The sequence below is a fragment of the Neglectibacter timonensis genome, assembly GCF_900048895.1.
In the GTDB taxonomy this organism is placed as follows: Bacteria; Bacillota; Clostridia; order Oscillospirales; family Acutalibacteraceae; genus Acutalibacter; species Acutalibacter timonensis.
Genome location: NZ_LT160635.1, coordinates 1 through 19,538 on the forward strand (window position 1 = coordinate 1; position 19,538 = coordinate 19,538).

The window sequence follows — 19,538 nt, forward strand, 5'->3', positions numbered from 1 at the left end:
GGCTTCTTTTCCACGCGAGTTGAAGTTATCTATAGACTCCAACCAGCGGAAGGAAACTCCTGCAGAAATGCTAGGATTTTTCTTGTCCTTTTGGCGGATAGCCTTTGAGAGGGAGAGGTGGAAATTCAAGAAAAATTCAACTGTTCGTCTTTTTTCGCCGTTTTTTCTGCGAAGTGAGAAGCACATCTGCCACACAGTCGCTGATGCGGTTTTCCGCCTGTTCCATTACATGGCTATAGAGATTGGTAGTGGTGGAGACGCTGGCGTGTCCCAGGCGGCGGCTGATACTGACGCTGTCCACACCGTTGAAAAACAGGACGCTTGTCATGGTGTGGCGGAAAGCATGAGGATTGAGATGAGGCAGGTTATGGCGGCGTGCGAAACGGTCCAGCCAATTGCCCAGCTGCGAAGGATTCATCGGTCCTCCTTTCTCTCCGGTAAAAACAAACGGGGATGGGGTCCATTCCGCGCCCAGACGGCGTTTCTGCTGTTCCTGCCAGCAGCGGTAGCTTTCCAGCAGCTCCACCGTCTGTTCCGGAAGCTTGATGCTCCGAATGGAACCTTTGGTTTTGGGTGTCCCCTCATAGACGCCACGGTCGCTGGCATAGAGCAGTGTACAATCGATGGTGATCTGCCGGTTCAGGGAGTCCACTTTATCCCACTTCAAGCCGAGAATTTCTCCCCGGCGGCAGCCTGTCACCAGCAGCAGCTGAATCAGCGCCCGCCACTTGATGGGTTCCCGGTTCAACGCGCTGAGAATTTGTTCCACTACCTCCAGCTGGTAGTAATTCGGCGAACTGGGGGTTACCCTGGGAGGTGTGGCCCTGGAAGCAGGATTGTAGGGAATCAGCATTTCCCGTTCCGCCTGACCCAGGATACCGGACGCAAGCAGATGGCAGTTTCGGATGGTCCTGCTGCAAAGGGGTGTCAAATCACGTTCGATCCGGAACAGGGTTTCCAGCGGCAGATTCAGGGTGTCCGCCATCCGCTGTGCCGTGACAAGGGACACGTGCTTCCCCTGCAAAGCTGTGTCAAACCTCAGTTCTCTTCCATATCGGTCGCGGATTCTATGGCCCAGATCCCGGTTTTGAAGCACCTCTTTCAATTCGGGACGGGCTACCGCCCGGTCGCTGTTTTTCCTGCCGCCGGGCTTTGACAGCTCTTCATAGAGGAGGTTCAGATGCTGCGGGCGGATATCGGTCAGCTTCAAGCGGCCTAGGCTAGGAAGGATTCTGTCAAGATTTTGCCGGTAGTGCAGCAGCGTCAGGTGTTTCACTCCGGACTGCTCCTTCAGCCGCATGACATATTCCGCATATTCCCCAAAGGTTACCCGTCCGTCAAAAATACGGCCCTCCCTGCATTTTTTTTCGAAGAGGACCGCCTGCCGTTCCGCTTCCTTCCGAATCCGTTTTTCACTCCAGCCGGCCGGAGGCCGCCAAGTGGTGGAATAAGGGGTGAGCTGCTTTCCTGTATTTGGATCTCTTCCTTTGTACACGCGAATACTGTAGGAGACGATTGTTCCATTTTTATTCCTTCTCGGCTGTATATTTGCCATTCCCCATTGACTCCTTTCCGGCCCGTCAGCCGGGCCGCTCTGAATTCTGCCTGTCATTCTAGGGAGAAGGGGGCGGCCTGTCAAGAAAGAGTGGAAAATGTCACTCAAATACACATTGTCAAGGGAAAATACGGTTCAACAAAAATTCAACTGAGTCCAGCGTAAAAGGCTCTGCTTCCGGATACCGACCCGGCATATTCGGTTTTAAGGGCCCAGGCTTTAAAAAGAAACAGGCCCTTTTCCTGTTAAAAAGGAAAAAGGCCTGTTTCAGTATTTTTGAGGGATAGGAAACGACCCGCAGATAGGTTCTGTTCTCCACGTATCAGCCTCTGATTACGTCCCGGTTATCCTTGATATAGATGATCCCTGATACCACGGTAAAAAAGGTGGCTATCAAAATAAGGACTTCTCCGGCAATGATGCAGCCGGCCAGAATGCCGGGAACCAGCGAGGAGATGTACTGCATCAGCAGAATGGCGATGATGGCCGTCATTTGAGACACGGTTTTCAGCTTTCCCCAGTTATTGGCAGCGATCACCCGCCCCTGCTCTACGGCCAGAAGGCGGATGGAGGTGACGGCAAACTCCCGCACCATGATGAGGATAACGCACACGGTGGAGGCCAGGTCCAGCTTCACCAGGCAGATCAGCGCTGCCATGACCATGATTTTGTCCGCCAGGGGATCCATGAGTTTCCCGAAATTGGTGATGAGGTGATCTCGCCGGGCGATCTTTCCGTCCAGGTGATCCGTATAGGAGGCGGCGCAGAACAGCAGCAGGGCGAACAGATAGCGGTGGGGCACAAAGTCCGCCAGCAGGAAAAAGACGAAAAACGGCACCAGGCAGATGCGCAGCACGGTCAGCTTATTGGGCAGATTCATAATAAGAGGTCCTCCTTTTGTACTCAGGGTACAAGATGGCCGGTGAGGTCGCAGTCCATGCAGTCTTCAATTTCCACCTTGACGAAAGATCCCAGGACCGGCTTCTTTTCCGAAACGCTGAAGAACACCTTGCCGTCGATATCCGGGGCGTCCATGGCGGAGCGGCCGAACCAGCATTCCGCGTATCGGTCAAAGCCCTCTACCAGCACCTCCAGGGTCTGGCCGACCAGGCGCTGGCCCTGCTCTTCCATAATTTCCATCTGGTCCTGCATGACGATTTCGGCGCGGCGCTCTTTCACATCCTCGTCGATCTGGTCCGGCAGCTCTGCGGCGGGTGTGTCCTCCTCCTGAGAGTACGCGAAGCAGCCCAGCCGGTCAAACCTGACCTCTTTTACAAATTCCATCAATTCCGTGAAATCCTCATTGGTTTCTCCGGGGAAACCGGTGATCAGGGTGGTGCGGAGAATGACGCCGGGCACCTTTTCCCGGATTCTTTTCATCAGAGAGGTGAGGCTTTCCCGGTCTCCTCTGCGGTTCATGGCCCTCAGTATTTTTCCAGAGGCATGCTGCAGGGGAATATCCATATACTTGACAATTTTCTCTTCACAGGCCATTGTGTCCAGCAGCTCGTCGGTGATGGAGTCCGGATAGCAATAGAGCACCCGAATCCAATGGAGGCCGTCAATTTTGCACAGCCTGCGCAGCAGCTTCGACAGGGAGTATTCCCCGTAAAGGTCGATTCCGTAGCGGGTGGTATCCTGGGCAATCAGGATGAGCTCTTTGGCGCCGTTCTGCACCAGAAAACGAGCCTCTCCCTCGATGCTTTCCATGGTCCTGCTGCGGTAGCCGCCCCGGATGAGAGGAATGGCGCAGTAAGTACAGCGGTTGTCGCAGCCCTCAGCGATTTTCAGATAGGCGAAATAACTGGGGGTGGTGAGCACGCGCCCGCCGCAAAGAGGCATTTTTTCCTTTTCCGGAAAAGCCTCTACAAATCCGCCTTCCATCATCCGTTTTAAATGGCCGGCAATCTCTGCATTGGCGCCGATTCCCAGAACGGCGTCCAGTTCTGGGAGTTCCTTATGTATCTCTTCCCGGTAGCGTTCCGCCAGGCAGCCCGTCACCACCAGCTTCTTGATCCGCCCCTCTTTTTTCAGCTGGGCCAGTTCCAGAATTTCCTCAATGGATTCCTTTTTTGCGCTCTCTATAAAGCCGCAGGTGTTCACAATGGCGATATCCGCCAGAGCCGCGTCGTCCACAAGCTCAAAACCAGCCTGCTGCAGCGAAGCCATGAGCATTTCACCGTCCACCTGGTTCTTTGCGCATCCCAGGCTGATCATGCCTACTTTTATTGACATAGGATCGTTCCTTTCATCCCCTGCGGGAAGTTATTTTTGCAAATGGTTCCGGAGGAGCTTATAAAATTCGTGAGGGCCGGGAGGCACTGGGGAAAGATAGGGCTCATGACCATCCATGGCTTTTTTCTCCCATTCCTCAAAGGGCAACCACTGCGCGCCGTCGGTCTCTCCCGGCTGAAAAACCACTTGCTCCAGGGAAAAGTCCATACGGGCGAGGAAGACATCCCGGAAAAACCCCTGGCCTTTCCAGGAATACAGCAGGGTGAGCTTTCCGGGATCCACAGTCAGCCCGGTTTCCTCCCGCAGTTCCCGCACGGCGGCGGAGAGGCTGTCTTCTCCGGCTTTTGCCGCGCCGCCTGTGGATTCCCACCAGCCGGGAAACGCGCTTTTTTCCGGGCTCCTCCTGGTGCAGAACACCCTGTTTTTCCGATCCACTACCATCAGCACCACTACCAGGTCGTACCAGCCCGGCTGCAGGGGATTGCTGCGCTCCCGGGTCATGCCGGTCTTCCGGCGGTTCTCATCGTAAATATCCAGAAGCTCCAAAGGATTCCCTCCCAGCCAAAATTCAAAAGGCCTTTAACCCTATTATTAAAGCATAAATCAAAAAAAACCGCAAGCAATCCGGGCGGTTCCCCGAAATTTCCTGCAGTTTTTCCTTTATAGCGCCGTAGCGCACGGGGGTCAGGCCTCCCGGCTTTGTTGGAACTGCGTTTCCAGGACACAAGCCCGGCCTATGTTGGAAAGGCTTCCACGGCTTGTCCACATTCTTCAGAGCGGATTGCCGCCGAGCAGTTCTTTGGCCTTCTGTACTGCCAGCTTCACGTATTCCCCCAGGGGAAGTTCAGTTACGCCCACCACGGTGACAGAGCAGCGGTTGACAGGGATGAGCAGTTTCTGCGCCCTGCTTTCCGAAACTGCCGCCGCCATCTTGGGAGTGATTTCCCCCAGCAGGGCATTGGCGGTGATAATGCCCATGGGGCCAGTGATAAGGTCTGCGTCTGCGCAGTTGACCACTACGGGATTTTCACCGGTGGCGCCCGCGTCTGCGCCTGCCTTCAGCATGGCGGTTGTGGCGGCCGAGTTGGCGCCGATGGCCACAATTTCGCAGGAGGGAAGGTTTGCGGCCTTCAGCTGAGAGGCCAGGGCCGCACCCATGCGGCCGCCCTGCCCGTCTATAATCACTACTTTTTTCATAACTTCTCCTTTTTTAGTCGCGTCATCGTTCAGGGCAGATTTCCACCCGGCAGAAGAGGGCCGAACAAAGTGAGGGCATCTTCTGCAAAGCCTCGGCTCTGCCGCCTTCCACACAGCCGCCGTCTTTCTATGGGTCCGAAAGATCAGACAGCCGGACGGTAATTGGTTTCTACTGTTTTTTCTACAGGAAGCTTATCCGGGAGGAAATCCTGCGCCCTGGCGCTGCCGCATAGGATTTCCTCCCCTTCACATTGGAAGGAAATCTCATCCAGGCTGTGATCCTGATAAAAGGCGACGAAGGTTCCCACCATGGCGCGCAGCATGGTTTCATGGGCCGGTTCTGCCAGGTAGTCGGCGGTGTCCCGGTTGAACTCCAGGTTGAGAGTCAACGTGCCGCCCATGGTATAGACAACGCTGCTGCCCTCAGCATGCTCTTCCCCGTGATTGTCCAGCTTGACGGAGAGCAGCTTCCCGCCTTCCGGCATTCCGCCCAGAGCCACCATCTGTGCCGCAACCTCCGTCAAATCACCGGGGGTGTCCTTGACTCTGTATTCTGTAAAGCCGGTATCTGTAGGCACAAACACGGATACAGTGGAAATCTCCAGGGGGAGCTCCGCGGAGGGGTCTTCCGGGAGTGAGCTTGTCTGAGAAGAAGGATTCAGGTAGTCGTTGATTTCTTTCAGCGGGTCGTTGGAGGGGTCTGGCTCCATTTGGCTGCGGTAGGAGGAAGAAGAGAGATAGGGGATACCGTTGAACCAGCCGTAATGCACCCCAAGATAGCAAAACCCGCAAAATACCAGAACCCCCAGGGCCGCCCAGGGAGCCGCCAGATCCATGCGGCGCTTGAAAAAACGCAGCCGCTGCTTGCCCTCGAAGCCGTCTTCGCTCCGTTCCATCTCAAAGCGGTCCCACACCCGCTGCAAGGCGCTGTCGCCCACAGACAGGGACGCCAAAGCGGCTTCCGCCTCTTCTCTGCCGAGCCCTGCCCGCTTCAGGGCCTTATCCAGGCCATGCCTTACAGCGGCGGGGCTGCGGTCCAGCAGCTTCCCAGCCTCCTCTTCGGTAAGGCCCAGCCGCAGGACGAAGAACAGGGGGGCTTTGCTGCCGTAGGGCAGCTGCAGCAGGGAAAGCAGTGAGTCCGTCAGAGGAAAGGGCACGTTTGCTTTGCGCAGCTCCTCCGCGTTCGGCATTTTTCGCGCCTTGCGCAGAAAATAATCCATGCAGCCGCCATAGGCCGCACGGAAAAAACCTTCCCGCCCCTGCAAAGCCAGACGGAAGGTTTTTTCCCGGTACGCCATATCCGACAAGATGGTCTGCATCAGGCTTGTGGCCTCGTTGCTTCTGAGGGTATAAAAAAAACACAGCGCAAAGAGGTCGCCTGAGAATTGGGCATATACAGGTTCCAGGTCCTTGCTTTTGGCGGAAAAGGAAGCCAAAAAAGATCACTCCTTCAAAGTGTTGGGGGATTTTGTGTTGCTGGCGCGGCCGCGCTTTCCCCTGCTTTTCTTAATTTTGGACGCAGGGGCTACGGCACGGGTTTTCTTTCGGCCCAGCAGGTCCCGCAGGTCCTGGCCGATACCGCTGTGCTCCAGCCACATGCTCACCTCGGCACCCAAAAACATGATGTACATACAGAAAAAAAGCCAGAACATCAGTGTGACAAGGGTTGCAAGGCCCCCATAGACAGAAAAGTTGGAGAAGTTTTCCACAAAAAGGGAAAAGAAGAAGGAAAACAACACCCAGCCTGCCGCGCTGAAAGCGGCGCCCGCCAGGTTATGCACAAACCGCACCCGGCGGCGGGGCACGCAACTGTACATAAGGGTAAAAAATGCAAACAGCAGCACAAAACCAGCCAGGGATTTGAAGTTCATCAACAGCGTGGCAAAGAAGGGCGGGGTCTTCGTCAGCAGATAATTATAGATGGTGGAGCCGAACACCAGAACAACCGCCGTGAGAATGAGCACCAGGGCAAAGATGATGACGTACACCACTGCTACGATCCTGAGGCGAATATAACCCCGGGTTTCCTCCACGTCGAAAATGTGGTCCAGCCCCTTGATGATGGCTACCATGCCCATGGAGGAGGACCAGAGAGCGGCGATCACCGCTACCGGCAGCACGCCGGAGGAGGTGATGGGGTCCGGCAGCAGCCCCTGGATATAGTGAGCGACGCTGTCCGGAAAGATCTGCAGGGCGGCTTCGATCACGGGGATTCCGGAAGAAAAATGGATCTGCTGCATCAGGGTCAGCAGAAAGGCGATGAAGGGAAGAAAGGAGATGATAATGAAATAGGCGCCGTGGGCCGAGGTGGAATCCAGGCGGTCCTTTGCGACATGCTCCATAAACCAGAGGACATGCTTTTTTAATAGCTTCTTCATGAGCTGGCGTCTCCTTTCTCCCGTGGAAAGCGAACTGCAGAAAGAGTAGGGCTGACTGTTCCGGCGCAGTTCCTGATAGCGGGAATGCGGCTGAAATTGTGCTTTTCCGGATTTTCATCCATGCTGTAAGTCTTTGCAGGCATGATTCCGTCTATCCGGATGACTGCCGGCTGTTATATCCTATATTTAATACTCCGCACACCTGCGGTGGGCAAGCCGCGCATCCCACCCCTGTGGTTCTTCAGCCGACCACACGCGTTACAAATTATGATTTCTATATATTATACCACACCTGCGGTGGGCATGTCGCGCCTCTTGGTCTCTGCGGTTTTTCGGCCAACCCCACGCGCTACAGGCTTTCTGCGGTTATTATACCATATAAAAAGAAGATTTTGCCATAGATTTTTCCTGCCGTGTTTTGACGATTCCTGCGGAAACAGGGGAAAGCTTCTGAATCCCCGTTGAGTTTGAAAAGCAAAATTCCTCAAATTGCAAATTTCGAAAATAGAAATTGCAAAATCTCTCTATTTTGTAAAACCGGAAAGTCTGGAACAGTCCTGAGAAATGATTACAGGGTTGAAACTTATTTAGAAAATACAAGGGTAAAAACCTGCTGTTTTCAGCATAAACGACAAAAAGACCAAAATATAAAATTGCGAAATTTCTATCTTTGACGATTGTAATACCCGGCATGGTGGTGTATTATAATGAATATCGTGAATTCTTGGTGAAGGGAAAATTCACAAGGAATTCACTTTCCTAAAAATTAATTCAGGAGGAATCATCATGAAACGCAGCAAGATCCTGGCCTTGGTCCTGGCACTTGCGCTGGTTTGCACCACGTTTGCAGCCTGCGGTGACAACAACACGTCTTCCACCGCCAGCAAGCCTGCAAATTCCGGTACAAGCAGCACAGCCGAAAGCAGCACCGGTGAAAACAGCGCCGAGTCCACCCCTGCTTCCGACAATATGGCATATCCCGGCACCCCCGGTGACAATGAGATCACCATCAACTTCGGCGCCGAGGAAAAGCTGAACACCCTGGTGGAGACCTACAGCCACTGCTTTGCTCTGACGAAGCACTACATGGTCAACCTGGTTCAGCTGGACGAAAATGACGAGGTTGTGCCCGGTGTGGCCACCGAGTGGACCATTTCCGACGACGGCCTGGTCTATAACTTCAAGCTCCGCGAGGGCATGACGTGGACCAACGGCGAACCCGTTACCGCCAAGGACTTCACCTTTGCCTGGGAAAAGCTTCTCACAAAGGACACCGGCTCCAACTACGCCTACTTCGCCTATATCTTTAAGAACGGCGAAAAGTTCTATAACGGCGAGTGCGGCATTGAGGACGTGGGCTTTAAGGCTGTCAGCGATTACGAGCTGGAAGTCACCCTGGAAGGCCCCACCCCCTACGCCCTGTTCACCTTCTCCTTCGGTTCTCTGGCTCCCGTGAACCAGAAGTTCTATGAAGAAGTGGGCGCAGACAAGTATATGACCGAAGCCCAGTACTTCAACACCAACGGCGCATTTAAAGTGGAATCCTGGACTCATGACGACAGCATCGTGCTGGTCAAGAACCCCGATTTCTATGATGCCGACAAGGTGCAGCTGGATAAGATCAACTGCAAGATGATTATCGATTCCGCCGCCCAGCTCAACGCTTTCCAGGCAGGCGAGCTCGACGTCTGCACCCTGAATGCCGACAGCCGTGAGATCATGGTCAACGAAGACTATCCCATTCAGTCCTATAGTGACGGCGCTGAGTTCCACATGCTGTTTAACACCAACAACGAGGTGCTTGCAAACGCCAACATCCGCAAGGCCCTCTCTCTGGCTATTGACCGCGAGGCCTTTATCGCCGCCATTGCGAAGGGCAGCAACCAGGTTGCCACCAGCTTCACCACCGGCGTTAACGGCGTCAACGGCACTCCCTTCCGCGACGATGTGCTTGCCGAGTACGATGAACTGTTCAAGAAGAATGCTGATCCCGACGCTGCCAAGGAAGCATGGAACAAGGGTCTGGAAGAGCTGGGCATCACCTCTGAAGAGGCTGCCTCCAAGATTTCCATGAACACCGGCAACAGCGACGACGCCACCAAGCAGGGCGCTTTCTTCCAGGAGCAGTTCCGGACCAACCTGGGCATCGAAATTGCCGTGAACCCCATGACAACTCAGGCTCAGTCCGACGCCCGCGACAACCGCGACTATGCCCTCGACTTCACCGGCTGGGGCCCCGACTACAACGACCCCATGACCTTCCTGGATATGTGGGTTACCGGCAACGGCAACAACTCTGTGGATTATTCTAACCCCGAGTATGACAAGCTGATTGCCGAGGCAGGCTCCACCAATGATCTGGAGCTCCGCCAGAAGAACTTCCTCGCCTGCGAGAAGCTCATTGCCGACGAGTGCCCCATCGCTCCTGTCTACTGGAGAATGCGCGACTATGTCACCAGCGGCAAGATCAACAACGGTTATTGGAGAACCACCTTTACGGACTTCAACTTCACCTATACCACCCTGAAGTAAAGTTCCGAAAGCGGATTCTTACTCGAAACTGAGATACTGCTACGGTGTGGACCGCTTCAAAACGGCGCCACACCGTACTGTATTTTCAGGGAATCCTTTCCTTGTGGTGGCGGAAAAGAATATTTTTCTGTCAGTTCCTTAAATTGGAAAATGCAGTGTGCCAAGGGCGGCTTCTTGGGAATTCCCTGGGAATGGGAGGCGTCGTTTTGGCACATTTCCTTATAGACCGCCGCCTTGCACAGAGGTTCTTTGAAAGTTTTGTACAGGGCGGAAGAAAATTGTAAATTCAGGCAAAACTCTTGTGGTAAACTGAGGTTTTGTGCTATAATACCATCATATCTGCAAGTTTACCAGAGAAATAATTCATGAGAGGGGGACAGGCCATATGGCAAAATATGTCCTGAAGAGGCTGGGGTATGCGGTGCTCACCTTGTTTGTGCTTGTGACGCTTACATTCTTTACCATGCAGCTTCTGCCTGGCGACCCGTTTACGGGCGAGAAAAAGGTTCCGGAAGAGGTTTTGGCCAGCATCAAGGCAAAATATGGCTTGGACAAACCCGTGTTTGAGCAGTATCTGATGTATCTCGGCAACTGCCTGCACGGTGATTTAGGTGATTCCATGGTGACGAAGCGAGCGGTCACCGATGTTCTGCTGGGCTCGTTCAGCGTCTCGTTCGACCTGGGTATGCGGGCGTTGATTTTTGCGTTTGTGGGCGGTGTGCTTTTGGGCATTATCGCCGCGGTAAAACGAGGTACCCCGTGGGATACGCTCACGATGATCATAGCGCTGGTGGGCGTTTCGGTGCCCAGTTTTATCGTGGGTTCGTTCCTGCAGTTCCTGTTGGGCCTGAAGCTGCCTCAGTGGACCGGTGTCAAGCTCTTTCCGGTGACAGGCTGGAACGGCTTTGCCAGCACGGTGCTGCCTACCTTTGCCATGGGCTTCGGTTCCTTGGCCACCATCTCCCGGCTGATGCGTACCAGTATGCTGGACGTGCTGGGAGCGGACTACATCAAGACGGCCCGTGCCAAGGGTATCAGCAATAAGAGGATTATCTGGCGGCATGCGGTGCGCAACGCCATCATGCCGGTAGTTACGGTGCTGGGACCCATCACAGCGGGCATCCTCACCGGCGGTTTTGTGGTGGAAAACATCTTCGCCATTCCCGGAATGGGCAAGTACTTTGTCCAAAGTGTACAGCAGACAGACTATTTCCTCATTTCCGGTACCACGATCTTGTACGGCGGCCTGCTGATCGCCTGCAATCTGGTGGTCGACTTGGTGTACGGATTTATCGATCCGAGAGTCAAACTGGGAAAGGAGGGGTCGTAGCATGGAGAAAATCGACAAAAACCGGTTTCAATGGGTCGGCCCCAATGCGGAAGAGAGCGAGGGCATGGCCCGTCCCAGCGTAACCTATTGGCGGGACGCTATGGGCAGGCTGGTTAAAAACAAGGTGGCCCTGGTTTGCGCCATTATCATCATCCTGCTGATTCTTGCCTCTTTGATTTTCCCGCTGGTTTCCCCCTTTGAGGGCAGAGAGCAGCATTTGACCCATACCAACGCGCCCCTGTTCTCCACTTGTGACCAGAACGGCCAGATGCATATCTTCGGCACGGACAGTCTGGGCCGCGACCTGTTTACCCGCCTTTGGGAAGGCGGCCGGGTTTCCATGTTCATCGCCTTTGCGGCGGTGATCTGCAACCTGATCATCGGCGTGGTGTACGGCGGCATCTCCGGTTATTTCGGCGGCGCCGTGGACAACGTGATGATGCGTATCATTGAAATCATCAACGGTATTCCCTACCTGATTGTGGTTATCCTATTGATGATGATCCTGCCGCCCGGTCTGATGACCATTGTTGTGGCTTATGCCACCACAGGCTGGACCGGTATGGCCCGTCTGGTGCGCGGGCAGGTCATCAGCCTGAAGGAGCAGGAATTTGTGGTGGCAGCGAAGGCCCTCGGCGCAAACGCTCCCCGGCTGATCCTGCGGCACCTGCTTCCCAACTCTCTTTCCGTGGTCATCGTCAATCTGACGCTGTCCATCCCCAACGCAATTTTTACAGAGGCGTTCCTCTCTTATATCGGCCTGGGCGTACCGGTGCCGCTGTCTTCGTGGGGCATGCTGGCGCAGGCCGGATCGGCCGCCATGCGCACCTATCCTTCCCAGCTCATCATCCCCGCGCTGTGCATCAGCCTTACCATGTTCTCCTTCAACCTGTTGGGCGACGGTCTGCGCGATGCATTTGACCCGCGCCTCAGGAGGTAACAGCATATGAGTAAAGTATTGGAAATCAAGGATCTACACGTGTCCTTCGACACATACGCAGGCGTAGTACAGGCGGTGCGCGGCGTCACCTTCTCCCTGGATGAGGGAGAGGTGCTGGCGGTAGTCGGAGAATCCGGCTGCGGCAAAAGCGTGACGGCCCAGACCATCATGAGGCTGAACCCCATGCCTCCTGCCCGCATTCCCGCCGGGGATGTACGGCTCGGCGAGCACGACATTGTCAAGGCGTCTGAAAAAGAAATGCAGAAAATCCGCGGCAACGAAGTCGCCATGATCTTCCAGGACCCCATGACCTGCCTGAACCCCACCATGAAGGTGGGAAAGCAGATTGTGGAGGCCATCAAGCACCACAGGAAGCTCTCTTCATCCGAGGCGAAGGCGGAAGCCATTAAATATCTGAAGCTGGTGAACATCCCCAACCCCGAGGAGCGGGCCGACCAGTATCCCCATGAGTTTTCCGGCGGTATGCGGCAGCGGGCCATGATCGCCATGGCGCTTTCCTGCAACCCGAAGCTGCTCATCGCCGATGAGCCCACCACGGCCCTGGATGTGACCATCCAGGCCCAGATCATGGATCTGCTGGCGGAAATTAAGGAAGAGACCAGCACCGCCATCATCCTGATCACCCACGACCTGGGTGTTGTGGCCAGCATGGCTGACCGTGTTGCGGTGATGTATGCGGGTAAAATCGTGGAGATGGGCACCTGTGAGGACATTTTCTACCGCAACGCCCATCCCTATACCCAGGCGCTGCTGAAGAGCCTTCCCTCTGTGGACGCGGATAAGAAGGATAAGCTGGTGTCCATTCCGGGCACGCCGCCCGACCTGCTGGCGCCGCCCAAGGGCTGTGCCTTTGCGGCCCGGTGCTCTCACTGTATGAAGCTCTGCCATGAGGAACAGCCTCCGGAGTTCACGGTTGGCGACGGACATTATGCCGCCTGCTGGCTGCTCCATGAGGACTGCCCCAGCCCGGAGGAAAGGGGGGACAAAGCGGATGCCTAAGGAATTGACAGAAAAGCTGATTACTCTGGATGGAATCTGCAAGTATTTTAAGGTTTCCGGCGGTGTCCTGAAAGCCGTGGACAACGTGACCTTTGACATTATGAAGGGCGAAACCATGGGCCTGGTGGGAGAATCCGGCTGCGGAAAGTCCACCCTGGGCCGTGTGGCTATGGGGATTTATACCCCGACCAAGGGTGAAATTACCTATAAAGGTAAAAATGTAGACCTGAAAAAGGCTTCGGACCGCTTCAACTATTCCAAAAAGGCGCAGATCATCTTCCAGGATCCCTACGCCTCCCTGGATCCCCGAATGACGGTTGCCTCCATTATCGAGGAAGGCATGATCATTCACAAGATGTATGATTCCCAAAAGCGCCGGGAGCGCGTCTATGAGCTGCTGGAGCTGGTGGGTCTGAACAGGGAGCATGCCAGCCGGTTCCCCCATGAGTTTTCCGGCGGCCAGCGCCAGAGAATCGGCATTGCCCGGGCTCTGGCCATCGAGCCCGAATTCATTGTCTGCGACGAGCCCATCTCCGCGCTGGACGTGTCCATTCAGTCCCAGGTGATCAACCTGCTGCACGACCTGCAGGAAAAGCTGGGCCTGACCTATCTCTTTATCGCGCACGATCTGAACATCGTGAAATATATCAGCGACCGGATTGCCGTTATGTATTTGGGCAATGTGGTGGAACTGGCCTCCTCAGACGAGCTGTACCACCATACGCTGCATCCCTATTCCAGGGCTCTGCTCTCCGCGGTGCCGATTCCGGACCCCAGCAAGGAGGCGCAGAAACAGCGGCAGATCCTTACCGGGGACGTGCCCAGCCCCATCAATACGCCCAAGGGCTGCAACTTTGCGGGCCGCTGCCCCATGGTTTGCGACAAGTGTAAGGAATCGAAGCCGGTTCTGAAGGAAGTCCGGCCGGGCCACTATGTGGCCTGCCACCTGGTAGAATCTGAAAAATAAGCCGCCAAAGAAAAAAGGTCAGCTGCAGAAAAAAATCTGCGGCTGGCCTTTTCGCATTGCGCATCTCGTTCCGGAGAAACCTGCCGGGAGGGAAATGTACCGATACAATCAAGGGAAGGATGACCGTCCGTAGGTACAAACCCACTGCTGTTTCCGTACTGGGGTCGTGCTCTCCATCCTATCACAGCAGACGAATTCGGAATTGTGACGGGGATCCCTTTTGACCGAAACAGAATGGATTGCGGGCTTTTGGCGTCCAGCCTCTGGACCGTACCTCAGAAGACGGCCAGTAAGGAGAAAAGGCAGACTAGCAGAAGGCTGCCGATTCTGCCGAGCCAGACTGGAGGGACGCGGAGTCGCGTTACTGCGCCCAGGCAGGGTTCAAACGGCAGAGCCTTGACCGGAGGGGTGTCTTCTACCTCTTCTATGTACTGCTCTTCCCATTCCAGCAGCAGCTTTTGAAGCCTGCTGGAAGCCTCAAAGCATCCTTGGCGGGAATCTGGATTTTCTTTAGCCCGTGCGTCAAGGACGTCGATGAGCCTGGAACTTTCCAGGACACAGGCGTGATAGAGCCGCTCGTAATTCACCATGATCAAACACACTCCTTCTAGTTGTGACAAATTATCACTTTTTTTCATTATATTACGGGATTCCGCTTTCGTCAACAAAAGTCATGCTTCATATTTCTACAGGTTTCGTCAACGTTCTTTTCCTTGGGTACTGGTGTCAGCCAATGGACTGCAAAAATATACCGCCGAGTATTTTACGGCTCTGCAACCGGGACAATTGGAAAGCCGTTATCCTGCAAATTAAGATTGTTTCATCACTTTTGCCGTCACATACAGTGTATAAAAGAGGCGCGCCGCCTTTGATCGCCAGGGGCTTGGTAAACCTGCACAGCGCCATAAAAAGGAAAAGAGTGATATTCCAACGCAGTGCTTTGGAATATCACTCTTCTATTTTTTGCCCTGTGGTTCATTGGTGAATTCGATGATGTCGTTGGGAGTACATTCTAATATCCTGCATAATTTTTCCAATGTCGCTGTGGTGATGTGCTTATTGTGCTTTAAGTTGTAGATAGTTTTTGACAATACTTTATACTTTCCAATCAATGTGTATGTTGTTATATCTTTCTGCTTCATTGTTTTCCACAAGGGCTCATAGGATACCATTTTATATCCCCCTTCGAAACCCCTATTTTACGTGTATAAAAGGGATATGGATATATCGATAATAATCGGTATAATAGAGATCTGTACCTTGACGAAAAAACATCCAGCGGCAAGTTTGCCGCTGGATGGGGAAATTTATCCGGTTTCATCGTTTAATTGGCACGCAGCAGATCAAATTTCAGCCGAAAACCATGCCCTGGCCTATGCTTTTTCCTGAGGGGCGAAGACACGTTCCGCGGTCTCGCTTTCGAACTGTTTATGGTAGAGGTCCGCGTAATAGCCGTCCTGTTCCATAAGCTCCTGATGGGTGCCCTGCTCGATGATTTTGCCGCCGCGCACCACCAGAATCAGGTCTGCCTTGCGGATGGTGGACAGGCGGTGGGCGATCAGGAAAGAGGTGCGGCCCGTCAGCAGGGTTGAAATGGCGTTTTGGATCAGGGCTTCGGTTTTGGTATCGATGGAAGAAGTGGCCTCATCCAGCACAAAAATTTTTGGATTGGCCAGAATCGCCCTGGCGAAGGAGACCAGCTGTTTCTCACCGGTGGAGAGCTGACCGCCGCCCTCGCCCACATCGCTGTCATAGCCGTTTTCCATATGTAGAATAAAATCATGGGCGTTTACCAGCTTTGCCGCCTCCACGATCTCTTCGTCGGTGGCGTCCAGCCTGCCGTAGCGGATGTTCTCCTTGACGGAGCCGGAGAACAGGTGGGGCGTTTGCAGCACATAGCCGATATTGCTGTGAAGCCAGAGCTGGCTGCGCTCCCGGTAATCCCTGCCGTCGATGAGGATTCTCCCGTCTGTAGGCTCAAAGAACCGGCAGGCCAGGTTGACCAGGGTGGATTTTCCGGCGCCTGTTTCCCCCACAATGGCCACGGTGGTGCCTGCGGGCACATCCAGGCTGAAATGTTCCAGCACATTTTCTGTACCGTCCGGATAGCGGAAGGTGATGTCGTCGAAGGTGATGTGTCCCTCCAGCGGCTCCCAGTTGTCCTTTTTCGGCTCCAGCGAGGTGCCGTACCGGGCAATCACCTCAGGGGTATCCTGAATTTGGGGCTCCAGTTCCAGCAGGGCGGAAACCCGTTCGATATTGGCCTGGGTGGAGATGAAGTTCGAGATGGTACGGGCCAGGGTCTGCACCGGGTCCGCGATGACCAGGGCAAAGTTCATGAAGATGGTCAGCTCGCCGATGCCGATATCGCCCCAAAGCACCATATTGCCGCCGCCGGTGATGACGAAAGCCACGGCCAGGGCGGTGAGAAAGCCGATGATGGGCACATACACGGCGTTGAGCATCACGGCGCGCACAGTGGTATCTTTCATGCGGCCGGTCACCTGTTGAAAAGCCTCGGTGTTTTTGTCCTCAATCACCAATGTCTTGGAGGTCTTAGCGCCGGAGATGCCTTCATTATAGTGCCGGGTGATCTCCGCGTTGATCTTCCGCGCCTGGCGGTTGATGTGCAGGATTCTCTTCTGGAAGTAAAGGGTCAGCAGGGCGATGGCGGGCACCACCACAATAATCAGCAGAGCAAGCTTCCAATTGAGGAACAGCATCACGATCATACAGCCGATCACATAGGTGGCGCTCCAGAAGACATCTACCAGGCTCCAGGCGAACACTGAGCCGATTTTATTGGTATCGCTCATCACTCTTGCCATGATCACGCCCACGGGCGTTGTGTTATAGTAGGAAAAACTCAGAGTCTGCAGGTGGGTGAACAGTTTCTTCTTTAAATCCCTGCCCAGGTACATCTCCACCTTCAGCGCCGCCCTGGCAAAAAACATGGTGCACAGCATTTGTGTGACCACCAGAACCATATACAGGGCAGCGAAGCCTGTAAGACCTTCGCTGGTGCGTGGGGTGACAAACTGGTCCACCGCATATCCCGAGAGCAGCGGGAACGAGATATCGATGCCCGCGTTTACCAGCATCAGAATCAGGATACCCGCCATGTTTCGGGAATAGGGCTTCAAGAAGGGAATCAGCTTGGCCCACGTTTTCAGCGACGAGAATTTTTCCTTTCTGTTTTCTTGTTGTGTCAGTTCCATAGTGCAACTCCTTTCCGCCTTTTTGAAAAAAGGCGGGCGAAAAACTTTATGCCGCGGGACTGCTCGGAGGGTGCTGACGGCCCGCCTCGCGATGCCCCGGCCTTTCTTGTTCAGCCTTTTTGAAAAAAGGCTGACGAAAAACTTTTTATGCCGCGGGACTGCCCGGAGGGTGCTGACGGCCCGCCTCGCGATGCCCCGGCCTTTCTTGTTCAGCCTTTTTGAAAAAAGGCTGGCGAAAAACTTTTTATGCCGCGGGGCTGCCCGGAGGGGGCTGACGGCCCGCCTCGCGGCGCCCCGGCCTTTCTTGTTCAGCCTTTCAGGAAACTTCCTGTGGAAAATCGGGGTCCGATTTTCCACTTTGCATATCAAAAATCCTCTTATAGATGCCTTCCTGCTGAGAGAGCTCCTGATGGGTGCCCAGCTGAACCACTTCTCCGTGATCCAGAACCATAATCTGGTCGGCGTTCATCAGGGTGGTGATACGGTGGGCGATCAGGATGGTGGTGCCATGCACATTATGCTGGATGGATTTCCGGATTTTGGCGTCTGTCTCCATATCCACGGCGGACATGGAATCGTCGAACACCTTGATAGGGGTATCCTGCATCAGCATGCGGGCAATGGCCACGCGCTGCTTCTGGCCGCCGGAGATGGTCACGCCCCGTTCGCCGATGGGAGTATCATAGCCCTGAGAGAAGTTTTCGATGGCGTCGTCGATGACAGCCAGCCGTGCGTAGTGGCGCACCGTCTCTTCGTCGTGCCGGGCTGCGCCGTCCGAGATGCTCTCCCGGAAAGTTTTGGAGAACAGGAAAGGCTCCTGCAGGACTATGCCGATATGGCTGCGCAGATGAGCCAGGTCGATCCTCCGGATGTCCACACCGCCGACGGTGATGGTACCGCAGCCCTCCGGCAGTTCGTACAGCCGGTCCAGCAGGTACATCAGCGTGGATTTTCCGCTGCCGGTGGCTCCCAGAATGCCGAAGGTGGTACCCGCCTTTACGGTGAAGGAAACGTCCTTGAGCACTTCACTGGAATCGGAATATCCGAAGTTCACGTGGTCGAACACAATGTCGCCGTTCATGTCCGGCTTTACAGGGGCGTCGCAGTCACGCTCCTGCTCTGCGTCCAGGATGTCGAACAGGCGGGTGGAGCTGATGGTGGTTTTGCTGAGCTCCCCCAAGAGCCTGCCCAGGTTCCTGGCCGGCCAGACCAGCATGGAATTATAGGCGGTAAAGGCCAGGAATTCCCCCTCGGTGAGGGTGCCCCGTTCCACAAAGAACACGCCTGCCACGATGATGACCAGCACCTGGAATCCGGCCATAAAATCTCCCAGGCCCCAGTTGACGCCCATGATCTTTCCAAGCTTTACCCAAAGGTTGGTAAAATACTCGTTTTTCTGATTAAAGCGGTCGATTTCGAACTTTTCCCGCCCGAAAGCGCGCACAACCCGTACACCGGTGAGGTTTTCCTGCACCAGCGCGGTGAGTTCGCCCTCAGTTTCGTCCGCCACACGGAAGCGGCGGCCGGTGACCACATAAAACCCCAGGGAGATGCCGATGACAACGGGCAGAAACGCCGTGACAAGCAGCGAGAGTTCCACGTTCATGGAGAACATCAGCGCCAGGGAAACCGCAATCAGCAGCACGGTGCGGATGCATTCCATCAGCTGGTCGCTCACAAAGTTACGCACCAAATCCACATCCTGGGTACAGCGCTGGATGATATCGCCGGTTTGATGGGTATTGTGCCAGGCGTAGGGCAGATGCTGGATATGGTCGAACAGGGTGTCGCGGATTCTTGCCACCGTACCCTCGCAGGCACGGGCCAGGTTCATGCGGGAAGCATAGTTCGACAGCCCGGAAAGAGCGGCGAAAAAGAGGGAGATGGCCGCGCAGATCACAATGTGGGTGCGCAGCATTTCCCTGCCGCCAATAGCGTCGATCCAGGAGGACATAAAGCCTGGCAGGTTAAAGGGATTGTCGTTAATCACCGAATCCACGGTTACGCGGATCACTTGAGGGGTCATGTAGTTGGCGATGACCGCCACTACCACCATCAGCACGGAGATCAGGAATTTGGCGCGGAACCCCTTTGTAAAGGAATAGAACCGCAGGATATTGGATTGCTTTTGGGTCTTTTTGTTTTTCATATCATACCTCTCACACA

At 54.6% G+C, this 19,538-nt stretch carries 17 protein-coding genes; 6 read left to right on the forward strand and 11 right to left on the reverse strand.

The features are described 5' to 3' along the window. Positions 1-136 precede the first annotated feature (136 nt). The 7 genes from BN3911_RS00675 to BN3911_RS00710 all read right to left on the reverse strand — a co-directional run bounded on the left by BN3911_RS00675 (position 137) and on the right by BN3911_RS00710 (position 7,365). Positions 137-1,555, reverse strand: coding sequence for a site-specific integrase (locus BN3911_RS00675; RefSeq protein WP_066859968.1), 1,419 nt, complete (start codon positions 1,553-1,555; stop codon positions 137-139). A 322-nt stretch (positions 1,556-1,877) separates the two neighbouring features. Next, a complete protein-coding gene (pgsA, locus tag BN3911_RS00685; protein ID WP_066859974.1) occupies positions 1,878-2,435 on the reverse strand; it encodes a CDP-diacylglycerol--glycerol-3-phosphate 3-phosphatidyltransferase in 558 nt (185 codons plus the stop codon). Positions 2,436-2,458: 23 nt separating this feature from the next. Further along, positions 2,459-3,790, reverse strand: a complete 1,332-nt coding sequence (gene rimO, locus BN3911_RS00690) for a 30S ribosomal protein S12 methylthiotransferase RimO (RefSeq protein ID WP_066859977.1) — start codon at positions 3,788-3,790, stop codon at positions 2,459-2,461. 30 nt (positions 3,791-3,820) lie between these two features. Continuing rightward, positions 3,821-4,336, reverse strand: coding sequence for an NUDIX hydrolase (locus tag BN3911_RS00695; RefSeq protein WP_082941988.1), 516 nt, complete (start codon positions 4,334-4,336; stop codon positions 3,821-3,823). Positions 4,337-4,561: 225 nt separating this feature from the next. Continuing rightward, positions 4,562-4,987: a DUF3842 family protein gene (locus BN3911_RS00700; protein ID WP_066859981.1), complete on the reverse strand. Its 426-nt coding sequence runs from the start codon at positions 4,985-4,987 to the stop codon at positions 4,562-4,564. Between the two features lie 143 nt (positions 4,988-5,130). Beyond that, positions 5,131-6,423 carry an RNA polymerase sigma factor gene (locus tag BN3911_RS00705; protein WP_066859983.1) on the reverse strand — a complete coding sequence of 431 codons (1,293 nt, stop codon included), beginning with the start codon at positions 6,421-6,423 and terminating at the stop codon, positions 5,131-5,133. A gap of 6 nt (positions 6,424-6,429) precedes the next feature. Next, positions 6,430-7,365 (reverse strand): YihY/virulence factor BrkB family protein, encoded by a 936-nt coding sequence (locus BN3911_RS00710; protein WP_066859985.1) that lies wholly within the window; start codon positions 7,363-7,365, stop codon positions 6,430-6,432. A gap of 786 nt (positions 7,366-8,151) precedes the next feature. Here BN3911_RS00710 and BN3911_RS00720 point away from each other — a divergent pair. From BN3911_RS00720 to BN3911_RS00740, 5 genes are all read left to right on the forward strand, one after another. Continuing rightward, positions 8,152-9,897, forward strand: a complete 1,746-nt coding sequence (locus BN3911_RS00720; protein ID WP_066859991.1) for a peptide ABC transporter substrate-binding protein — start codon at positions 8,152-8,154, stop codon at positions 9,895-9,897. A gap of 385 nt (positions 9,898-10,282) precedes the next feature. Further along, a complete protein-coding gene (locus tag BN3911_RS00725; protein WP_066859995.1) occupies positions 10,283-11,227 on the forward strand; it encodes an ABC transporter permease in 945 nt (314 codons plus the stop codon). 1 nt (position 11,228) lies between these two features. Beyond that, positions 11,229-12,167: an ABC transporter permease gene (locus BN3911_RS00730; RefSeq protein WP_066859997.1), complete on the forward strand. Its 939-nt coding sequence runs from the start codon at positions 11,229-11,231 to the stop codon at positions 12,165-12,167. A 6-nt stretch (positions 12,168-12,173) separates the two neighbouring features. Then, positions 12,174-13,187 carry an ABC transporter ATP-binding protein gene (locus tag BN3911_RS00735; protein ID WP_066860002.1) on the forward strand — a complete coding sequence of 338 codons (1,014 nt, stop codon included), beginning with the start codon at positions 12,174-12,176 and terminating at the stop codon, positions 13,185-13,187. Beyond that, entirely contained in the window at positions 13,180-14,154 is a 975-nt protein-coding gene (locus BN3911_RS00740) for an ABC transporter ATP-binding protein (RefSeq protein ID WP_066860005.1), read from the forward strand. Before BN3911_RS00735 ends, BN3911_RS00740 begins: the two co-directional genes overlap by 8 nt. 275 nt (positions 14,155-14,429) lie before the next feature. Here the strand turns inward: BN3911_RS00740 and BN3911_RS00745 are convergent, their stop codons facing one another. Both BN3911_RS00745 and BN3911_RS00750 read right to left on the reverse strand, forming a co-directional pair. Further along, on the reverse strand, positions 14,430-14,750 hold the full coding sequence (locus BN3911_RS00745) for a hypothetical protein (protein WP_147578475.1): 321 nt from the start codon (positions 14,748-14,750) through the stop codon (positions 14,430-14,432). Positions 14,751-15,110: 360 nt separating this feature from the next. After that, on the reverse strand, positions 15,111-15,326 hold the full coding sequence (locus BN3911_RS00750) for a helix-turn-helix domain-containing protein (RefSeq protein WP_066860011.1): 216 nt from the start codon (positions 15,324-15,326) through the stop codon (positions 15,111-15,113). 46 nt (positions 15,327-15,372) lie between these two features. Between BN3911_RS00750 and BN3911_RS17325 the strand changes: the two genes are divergently transcribed. Continuing rightward, on the forward strand, positions 15,373-15,543 hold the full coding sequence (locus tag BN3911_RS17325) for a hypothetical protein (RefSeq protein ID WP_187127656.1): 171 nt from the start codon (positions 15,373-15,375) through the stop codon (positions 15,541-15,543). On the opposite strand, the gene BN3911_RS00755 is transcribed toward BN3911_RS17325, so the two are convergent. Both BN3911_RS00755 and BN3911_RS00760 read right to left on the reverse strand, forming a co-directional pair. Beyond that, positions 15,528-17,372: an ABC transporter ATP-binding protein gene (locus BN3911_RS00755; RefSeq protein WP_066860492.1), complete on the reverse strand. Its 1,845-nt coding sequence runs from the start codon at positions 17,370-17,372 to the stop codon at positions 15,528-15,530. The genes BN3911_RS17325 and BN3911_RS00755 overlap by 16 nt on opposite strands. 316 nt (positions 17,373-17,688) lie before the next feature. Beyond that, positions 17,689-19,521, reverse strand: a complete 1,833-nt coding sequence (locus tag BN3911_RS00760; RefSeq protein ID WP_066860495.1) for an ABC transporter ATP-binding protein — start codon at positions 19,519-19,521, stop codon at positions 17,689-17,691. Positions 19,522-19,538 lie beyond the last annotated feature (17 nt).

Excerpts from the sequence above, each read along its gene's own strand:
- BN3911_RS00740 (WP_066860005.1), top strand. The coding sequence starts at position 13,180 with ATGCCTAAGGAATTGACAGAAAAGCTGATTACTCTGGATGGAATCTGC.
- BN3911_RS00735 (WP_066860002.1), top strand. The coding sequence starts at position 12,174 with ATGAGTAAAGTATTGGAAATCAAGGATCTACACGTGTCCTTCGACACA.
- pgsA (WP_066859974.1), bottom strand. The coding sequence starts at position 2,435 with ATGAATCTGCCCAATAAGCTGACCGTGCTGCGCATCTGCCTGGTGCCG.
- BN3911_RS00675 (WP_066859968.1), bottom strand. The coding sequence starts at position 1,555 with ATGGCAAATATACAGCCGAGAAGGAATAAAAATGGAACAATCGTCTCC.
- BN3911_RS00750 (WP_066860011.1), bottom strand. The coding sequence starts at position 15,326 with ATGGTATCCTATGAGCCCTTGTGGAAAACAATGAAGCAGAAAGATATA.
- BN3911_RS00730 (WP_066859997.1), top strand. The coding sequence starts at position 11,229 with ATGGAGAAAATCGACAAAAACCGGTTTCAATGGGTCGGCCCCAATGCG.
- BN3911_RS00760 (WP_066860495.1), bottom strand. The coding sequence starts at position 19,521 with ATGAAAAACAAAAAGACCCAAAAGCAATCCAATATCCTGCGGTTCTAT.
- BN3911_RS17325 (WP_187127656.1), top strand. The coding sequence starts at position 15,373 with ATGGATATATCGATAATAATCGGTATAATAGAGATCTGTACCTTGACG.
- BN3911_RS00710 (WP_066859985.1), bottom strand. The coding sequence starts at position 7,365 with ATGAAGAAGCTATTAAAAAAGCATGTCCTCTGGTTTATGGAGCATGTC.
- BN3911_RS00700 (WP_066859981.1), bottom strand. The coding sequence starts at position 4,987 with ATGAAAAAAGTAGTGATTATAGACGGGCAGGGCGGCCGCATGGGTGCG.
- rimO (WP_066859977.1), bottom strand. The coding sequence starts at position 3,790 with ATGTCAATAAAAGTAGGCATGATCAGCCTGGGATGCGCAAAGAACCAG.
- BN3911_RS00755 (WP_066860492.1), bottom strand. The coding sequence starts at position 17,372 with ATGGAACTGACACAACAAGAAAACAGAAAGGAAAAATTCTCGTCGCTG.
- BN3911_RS00720 (WP_066859991.1), top strand. The coding sequence starts at position 8,152 with ATGAAACGCAGCAAGATCCTGGCCTTGGTCCTGGCACTTGCGCTGGTT.
- BN3911_RS00725 (WP_066859995.1), top strand. The coding sequence starts at position 10,283 with ATGGCAAAATATGTCCTGAAGAGGCTGGGGTATGCGGTGCTCACCTTG.